Annotated in this window: 5 protein-coding genes; 2 read left to right on the top strand and 3 right to left on the bottom strand. The window is 40.3% G+C overall.

What is annotated here, in order from left to right:
• Positions 1 to 329: 329 nt before the first annotated feature.
• From ACWPKD_RS07025 to ACWPKD_RS07015, 3 genes are read right to left on the bottom strand one after another with little or no spacing between them, the layout of a single operon-like run.
• Positions 330 to 1,694, bottom strand: a complete 1,365-nt coding sequence (locus tag ACWPKD_RS07025; protein WP_455411954.1) for a DUF5689 domain-containing protein — start codon at positions 1,692 to 1,694, stop codon at positions 330 to 332.
• Positions 1,695 to 1,698: 4 nt separating this feature from the next.
• A complete protein-coding gene (locus ACWPKD_RS07020) occupies positions 1,699 to 2,343 on the bottom strand; it encodes a choice-of-anchor J domain-containing protein (RefSeq protein WP_455411953.1) in 645 nt (214 codons plus the stop codon).
• Between the two features lie 11 nt (positions 2,344 to 2,354).
• A complete protein-coding gene (locus ACWPKD_RS07015; RefSeq protein WP_455411952.1) occupies positions 2,355 to 5,147 on the bottom strand; it encodes a carboxypeptidase-like regulatory domain-containing protein in 2,793 nt (930 codons plus the stop codon).
• Between the two features lie 413 nt (positions 5,148 to 5,560).
• Between ACWPKD_RS07015 and ACWPKD_RS07010 the strand changes: the two genes are divergently transcribed.
• Positions 5,561 to 6,661, top strand: coding sequence for an endonuclease/exonuclease/phosphatase family protein (locus ACWPKD_RS07010; RefSeq protein WP_455411951.1), 1,101 nt, complete (start codon positions 5,561 to 5,563; stop codon positions 6,659 to 6,661).
• A gap of 67 nt (positions 6,662 to 6,728) precedes the next feature.
• A complete protein-coding gene (locus tag ACWPKD_RS07005; protein WP_455411950.1) occupies positions 6,729 to 7,268 on the top strand; it encodes a 3-hydroxyanthranilate 3,4-dioxygenase in 540 nt (179 codons plus the stop codon).
• Positions 7,269 to 7,380 lie beyond the last annotated feature (112 nt).

Here is a 7,380-nt window from a genome sequence, read left to right as displayed (position 1 = left end):
GAGCATCTCGTTATCTGTAACGAGATGCTTTTTTGCTTTAAATCAAAACGGCTTCTGAAAAACGGTTCGTGAGGATAGCCCTGATGGGAGCGGCATCTTTTTTTGGGTGGCTGAGGCTCTCGAAGCCGCCGAAAAAAAATACAGCGGACAGCAGGAACCAAAAGGGTACTGAAAAACGATTGCTCTTGCTTCTAAAAGAAAGAAACCTGCAGGCTTGAAGTTTGTACTTCTTTTTTGTTTTAAGTTTTTAAAAGCCTTTTGATTGGCGAATTATAGGCAATAAAAAAACCACCCTTGAAAAGAGTGGTTTTTGAGATATTGTTAATTCCTTACTGGAATCGGATATTGTCTATCTGAATACCAGGACGGGATTCTGCATTCGTGGTGGATGTAGTGGCTACATCGTAAGCAAAAATGATGTGCCCCTGTCCGGAAACCCCCGTGAAGGTATGTATACCGGAATTTGTAAAGGAGCTTGCCCAACCCGTACCGGTATGGTTCGAGAAAGTAAAGCTACTGGTAATGTCCACAAGGTTTGCCGTAGGGTTAGCCTGGTCAAAACTTGTAGAATAGTACACTTTCATGATCGGGCCTGTAGTTTGTGACATATACCCGTATAAAGTTTGGAACGATACTTTAGTATTGGTGTCAAAATCGAATGGCATCACAAAGAAAATTTTAGTAGCACCGGAGCTGTTTCCTTTTCTCGCCTGTAAGTACTTATTAGCATTGAAAGTGCCTACAAACCAATCGTTAGTTCCCAGAATTTTAATGTTAAAGTAGTTGGTGAATGAAGCAGTATTGGGAGCGTACGATTCGAAATTTTCAATAATTGGGTACAATCTCGGGTTGTCTAACTTAACATCGTTAATGGTACGGATCATGAACTGGTACCCACTGTTGTATTTGGTAAGTACCCCTCTGATTTTTCCGCTTCCGGAAGGAATCTTCTCATTTTTGAAAATTGCAAACTCACTTACGCGAACCTCTATCGTTGTTCCGTCTTCATCCGTAATAACGTGATTGGTGGCACCACCAATATTGTTTACAGTCGGATCAAAATATTTTTTGTTCAACGAGGTGTTTGAAAACTGAACATTGTCAAACTCGATCAGCTTGTGCATGTTGGCATCGTTTTTGGCCTGAGTGATAGTCATGTGGTTCACCAATTGCTCTTCGCTGATTTTCTGATCGTCACAACCTCTGGCAAGGATGTGCTCAAATTCAACACCGGATAAACGGCCAATCTGACTTCCTGCGTACAGGTTCCCTAATTCGTAGGAAGCAGTCTGTGTTCTGAAATTGTAGTAAAGACTGTCTAAGCGAATAAATACTTTTCTTCCCGGTTCGTATTTGGTGTACAGGTTGTAGTTGTCTACCGGAACGGTAAAACCTTTTTGACCGTCCACAGAAACCATGGAGATGGATTTGTAGAAGTTTCCGCCCTCATCACTTGAGGTTACATAAGCTTCGATAACCCCTTTTTCCAACTGATTGCCTTCAGCATCACGCGGATCAAGATATTGTCTTGGGCTGTTGTTAGTAGCGGCGCCGGTGATGTCTGTTACCAGTTTGGTTACTTCTAAGGTTGTACATTTTTGTGAGTAATCAGGTGTCCCGTAATCATCTCCGTTTACACAGCTTACTAGCGTGGCTAATAATGCCGGAATAGCTAAAAATTTAATTGTTTTCATAGCTTTAATTATTTTCATAAATAATTATATCATCGATTTGGTATGTAGTGGTAACGCCACCCGTCGCGGAACTTCCTTTGTATCTGAAAGCGATATATACATTACCACTATACGAAGAAAGGTCTACTTCTGGAGAAGAAGAAAAATTTGTAGGGTATCCACTTGTTAGATAATCCGGAAGAATTATGTTAGCATCTGTCCATGTTGCGCTGTTTATCGCAGCTGCAGTGTTGGAACCGTCATAATCTGTTGATATTAAAACTGAAACAGCCTGGCCGTTATAGTAAGCAGCTTTATACCTGAACATCATGCCTTCTTTCTCTGTAGCATCAAGATTGATAGCTGGAGTAATCAACCACGTATCCATATTTGTTTCCGAAGTACCAAAAGCAGAAAGTTGCGCGTATTTTTCACCATCAAACATTCTGGCTTCCCATAATTCGCTTCCTCCGTTTAATGATACGTTTGACCAACCCGGCAGCGCAATAAATTTATTATTACCTGTATCAACATCGGCAATACTTTCAAAATTTTCCGAAGCGAAAACTTCTTTTACAGGAGGAATGTCAAAATCATCCTCGTTAACACAACTCGTTAATATTCCGGCACTTGCAACGAGAATAAAAACTGATTCAAAAATATTTTTCATAGTCTGTTAGATTAGAAGTTAATGTAGAAGTTAACAAAGAACGTTCTACCGTAGCCGTAGAAATACTTAGGACCAAAACCTCTTGTTCCGCTTGCCATGTCCTGCTGCATATCTGGGAATGTAGCTTTTCTGGATTGCTCAAAGCCTCCGGTTTTGTATTCGATATCAAACACGTTGTTTACAGTAGCAAAGAAACCGATTGTGCTTCTTGTTTTGCTGTCGATCATCCATGATTTTCCTCCGGTTAAATTAACCAAAGTGAAATCTTCGAATTTTTCTTGTTTTAGAAATGTTCTAACATTCGTCTCACTAGCACCTGGATAAGGAGCACCTGAATTATCGATTGAGAAATTGTCTGTTCTTAAAACGTTGGAAACATCTAAGTAGTTATCGGCTAAATAGTTGGCATTTGCACCAATCCACCAGAATTTAGGATCACGGTATTCCAAGCCAAAGGAGTACGCTTGTTGCGGCATTCCCGGTTGTCTGTAGCCGTTTAGGTAGGTTTTTCCGAAATCAACAATCGGATAAGTGTTGGTTGTGGAAGCCTGACCATCATCGTTTAATTTCAGGTTTGGATTGTTGGTGTAGATGTACTGTCCGTAAGATGCTGCGGCAGTAGCTTTAATGGTTGACGTGATTTGGTATTCGATACCCAACTCAGCACCAAGATTTCTTTTGTCCATTCCGGTAACGATTTCACTTACGAAGGAATCCGCATCACCATCGTCTTCTCCGATACTTTCCGCATAATAGAAAGATAACTCGGTAGTGTTCTGGATTTTGGAAATGAAACCGGTTAAACGGGCTTTAACTTTAGGGGTTCTTAACACATAACTTGCATCAGCACTGAAAATTCTTTCACTGCTCAAGTCCGGTGTGACATTGTTGTTCAAACGGGCATTAGCAAAAGTGTTACGTAAAGTAGGCGCTTTTGTTAAATACGCTCCGTTGAAGTTGAACAAGTGGTTTCCGGTTAATTTGTAAGTCAGACCACCTTTGAAACCGAAGTTTTCAAACACGATGTTCTCGCTGTCTCCGTATGAGTTAGTGGCATATACACCACTGCGGTATAAACCTTCTCTTTTGTATTCGGATCTTGAGAACGTCTGTCCTAAATAGAAGTCAAATTTCTTGTAATTGAATTTGAATTGTGCAAATCCATCGAATACCGTAGCAAATAAATTGTAGTTGTATCCGAAAGTATCCCCTTCACCAACCGTTCTGCCCGGATTGTTTAAGTCAGAATCCTGTGACTGGCCGATATCGGTGTTTGCGAAGTAATCTTTGTCAACAAAATAATCACCGCCTAATAAATCCAATAAGTTCTGGAAGTTGTGTGATTTTAATTTGCGGAAGGTAGCTCCTGCATTTAAATTGATGTTATCGGATAATTCAGAAGTTAAGATAGAGTTGGCAGAAATCTGAGTGTCATCCGTACGGTCTTCGTACAATACATAAGCACTGTTTCCGCTTGCGGTAGCCTGGTTAGCAATGTACATCGCTGTCCAGTCGATCTGACCATCGTTTAAGAAATTATTTCTTGCAATAGTAGCCTGTCCGTAATCCGGTTCCCAAACCCCGTTGTTGTGGTAGTTCAGGTAATAACTTGGTAAGTTTCTGTAGTAGGTCGGATCAGGGTTGTTTCCTTGTTGGTAATCGATTCTTGAGTTTCCGATAGAACCGGTCTGGAACGCTACATTGGTGTTTAAGGAGTTTTTGCTGTTCAGTTTCCAGTAATGGCTCAACATCATGATTGGCTCCTGGATGTCTTTATCCCTAGCATTTCTTTTTTTACCGTCTTGCCATCCCCAATAAGAGTTGTATTCAACGCCTTTTAAATCGGTAACCTCTTTAGTGTTAGGAGAAGATTTTCCTCTGCTGTTTTGTGCATAAATAGAGGTAAAGTTCAAGCTGTGTTTGTCGCCAAATTTCTTTTCAACCGAAGCGAAAATGGAATTGGCACTGTAATCAGTTCCGTCGAAGTAACCTTCGTCAGCCCATCTTCTGGAAGCTGAAACCACGAAAGCCCATCCTTTGGTGTTCATGCCGGAAGCATGGGTTCCCATAGCTCTCCAGCTGTAGTTGGTATTGGTTCCGGAGAAGGATACTCTTGAACCTGGTCTGTAATGTGATGCTCTAGTGTTGATTTCCTGAGTTCCTAAAATACCCCCGAACGTATAGTCGGATGGTGCAGAACCCATGGTGAACTCCTGGTTACGCGTTGCGTCGTTCAATCCGCCCCAGTTGCTCCATTGCGGTCTGCCGTCATACAGTTTGTTCATTACAATACCGTTGATCATGGTAGTTCCGTATTCGTTGTCCAAACCACGGATTCTAAAACGGGCCTGCCCCCAGTTAAAGGCTGCAGCCTGCTGGTAAGCGTCGCGGGAAGCCTGAAGAAGTCCCGAGGTACTTTCCGAACCACTGTTGTCATCACCTAAATCGTTTTCGGTAATGGTAACCAGAGCCAATTGCTGTTCCGAAGTGATGTCTTCTTCCAAAACAATAACGCCTAAGTCAAGGGTTTCCCCTTTTTTAATTTCAACGGCTAAGGTTTGTGAAGAGTAACCGGTGCTGCTGATTTGAACCGCCTGGTTTCCTTCTACGACTGCAGTGAAAATAAAAACACCTTCAAAGTTTGTCAAAGCAGACTGGTTAGTACTTTGAATTGTTGCGACAACATTTCGTAATGGTTTTTGTGTTTTAGAATCAACAACAGTGCCTTTCAGTGCGGGATTCTGTTGCGCCCATGCAAAAACGACTTGCATTACAAATAGAGTACAAATTACAAGTTTTTTCATAGATAAGATTAAAGTTAATCCCTTGTCTATTAACAAATAAGATGACAAAGGGCGGCAAATTTACATGTTTTCATGCAACTGGCAATACCTAGCTTGTAAAATTTTGCAAAACTTAATCCTAAGATAATATAAATTAAATTAGGAATTCAAAATAATGCGCTAAAAATTCATTTTTAACATTCTGAAAATCAATTTATTGAAATAATATTTTTAAATTATAAACATGATTTTTCACCGGTTAAAAATTTATTAACCAAATAAAAGTGAACATGTTAGATTATTATATTTACATTTGTTGCCCCAAAATTAAAATCAGGAAACGGGGTTTTTAGTTTTTGGCGTGATAATTGTAACGCAAAAAACCAGTTAAATCATTGTGTTTCAATTGATAAAAAATAAAACAATAATTTTATATGAAAAAAAGCATTATCCTTTTATTGGCGATGTTCCTTTCAGTTGGGTCGGTAATGGCTCAGAAAAAAGTTTTCGTACAAACGGTAGCGTTTTACAATTTTGAAAATCTTTTCGATACGATCAATCAAGCCAACAATGACGAAGAATGGTTGCCGGGCGGGGCTCAAAACTGGACAGGTGAGCGTTACAAGCAAAAACTTGAAAATTTATCTCGCGTACTTTCTGAAATAGGAATGGGCGAACACCAGAAGGAATCGCCGGTTTTGATTGGAGGAAGTGAAATTGAGAACAGAGGCGTGTTGGAAGACTTGGTTAAACAACCTAAGTTGGCCAATAAAGATTACGGAATTGTTCACTTTGATTCTCCAGACAAACGAGGGATTGATGTGGCATTGTTGTATCAAAAGAAGCATTTTCAACCGTTGAGCTACAAGAATATTCCCTTGATGATTTACGAAAAAGAAAGTGGGAAAAAAGATAAAAAAGAGGAAGAGGAAAAAAGCGACGACAATCTCCAAACCGACAACAAAACCAAAAGAATTTATACTCGTGATCAATTATTAGTGACCGGATTGTTGGATGGAGAAGAAATCAGTGTGATTGTTTGTCACTGGCCTTCACGTTCTGGAGGTGAAAAGAAAAGTGCCCCTTACAGAGAGGCTGCCGCAGCTTTAACCAAAAAAATTACCGACTCTTTACAAACGATTAACCCAGAAGCGAAAGTGATCATTTTAGGAGACTTGAACGACGGAAGTTTTAACAAGAGTGTAAAAGTTGAAATCGGAGCGAAAGGTAAAAAAACCGATTTGAAACCTCTAGGAGTATACAATCCTTTTGAAAGTATGGCCAACAAAGGAATGGGAACAATTGGTTACCGTGATGCCTGGGATATTTTTGACATCATTATGGTAACGGAGCCTTTAACCAGAACGGATTATTCGTCTTGGCGTTATTGGAAAGCCGGAATTTACAACAAGCCTTTTTTAATTACCAAAACAGGGCAGTACAAAGGTTATCCATTAAGACACTCTACTACAGAAGTAGGCTTTAGTGACCACTTCCCGGTGTATATTTATCTGATAAAAGAACCTAAGCATTAAAATAGAGGCCGACGCAAGTCGGCCTTTTTTATTTTTGTAAATTAGCAGGGTAAAAACCAATTGGCATATGAGTATTCCAAAACCTTTCAATCTGACCCAATGGATTGATGCGAACCGTCATCTGTTAAAACCGCCCGTAGGGAATAAAAACCTTTATGTGGAATCGGAAGATTATATCGTGATGATCGTGGCCGGTCCCAATGCCCGTAAAGATTATCATTATAACGAAACCGAAGAATTGTTTTATCAGCTGGAAGGAACTATTAAAGTAGTGGTCCAGGATAACGGTGAACGCAAGGAAATGGAACTCCACGCCGGTGACATGTACCTGAACCCGGCGCGTGTGCCGCATTCCCCGGTGCGCAGTGCAGGTTCGATCGGTTTGGTCGTAGAGCGTAAAAGGGCCGGTAAAGGCTATACGGACGGTCTGGTTTGGCATTGTGAGAACTGCAACCATAAGTTGTACGAGGTTTTTTTTGAACTGCACGACATCGAAAAAGATTTTCTGCCGCATTTTAAACATTTCTACAATTCCGAGGATTTGAGAACCTGTACGGAATGCGGAACCATAATGGAAACCGACCCAAGGTTCACAATTAAGAAATAATTAAGGTTTGTTCTGTTTGAAAAGGTTATTTTCGTCAAAAATTTCTAAAAAATGGATGATTATCTGAGGAACAGTACTAATTAAACAGATTGGCTTACATCATAAAGAGCCT

The sequence above is a fragment of the Flavobacterium pedocola genome (assembly GCF_053764385.1).
The sequence above is the reverse complement of the archived record's forward strand: the minus strand, read 5'-3'. Positions and strand labels throughout refer to the sequence as shown.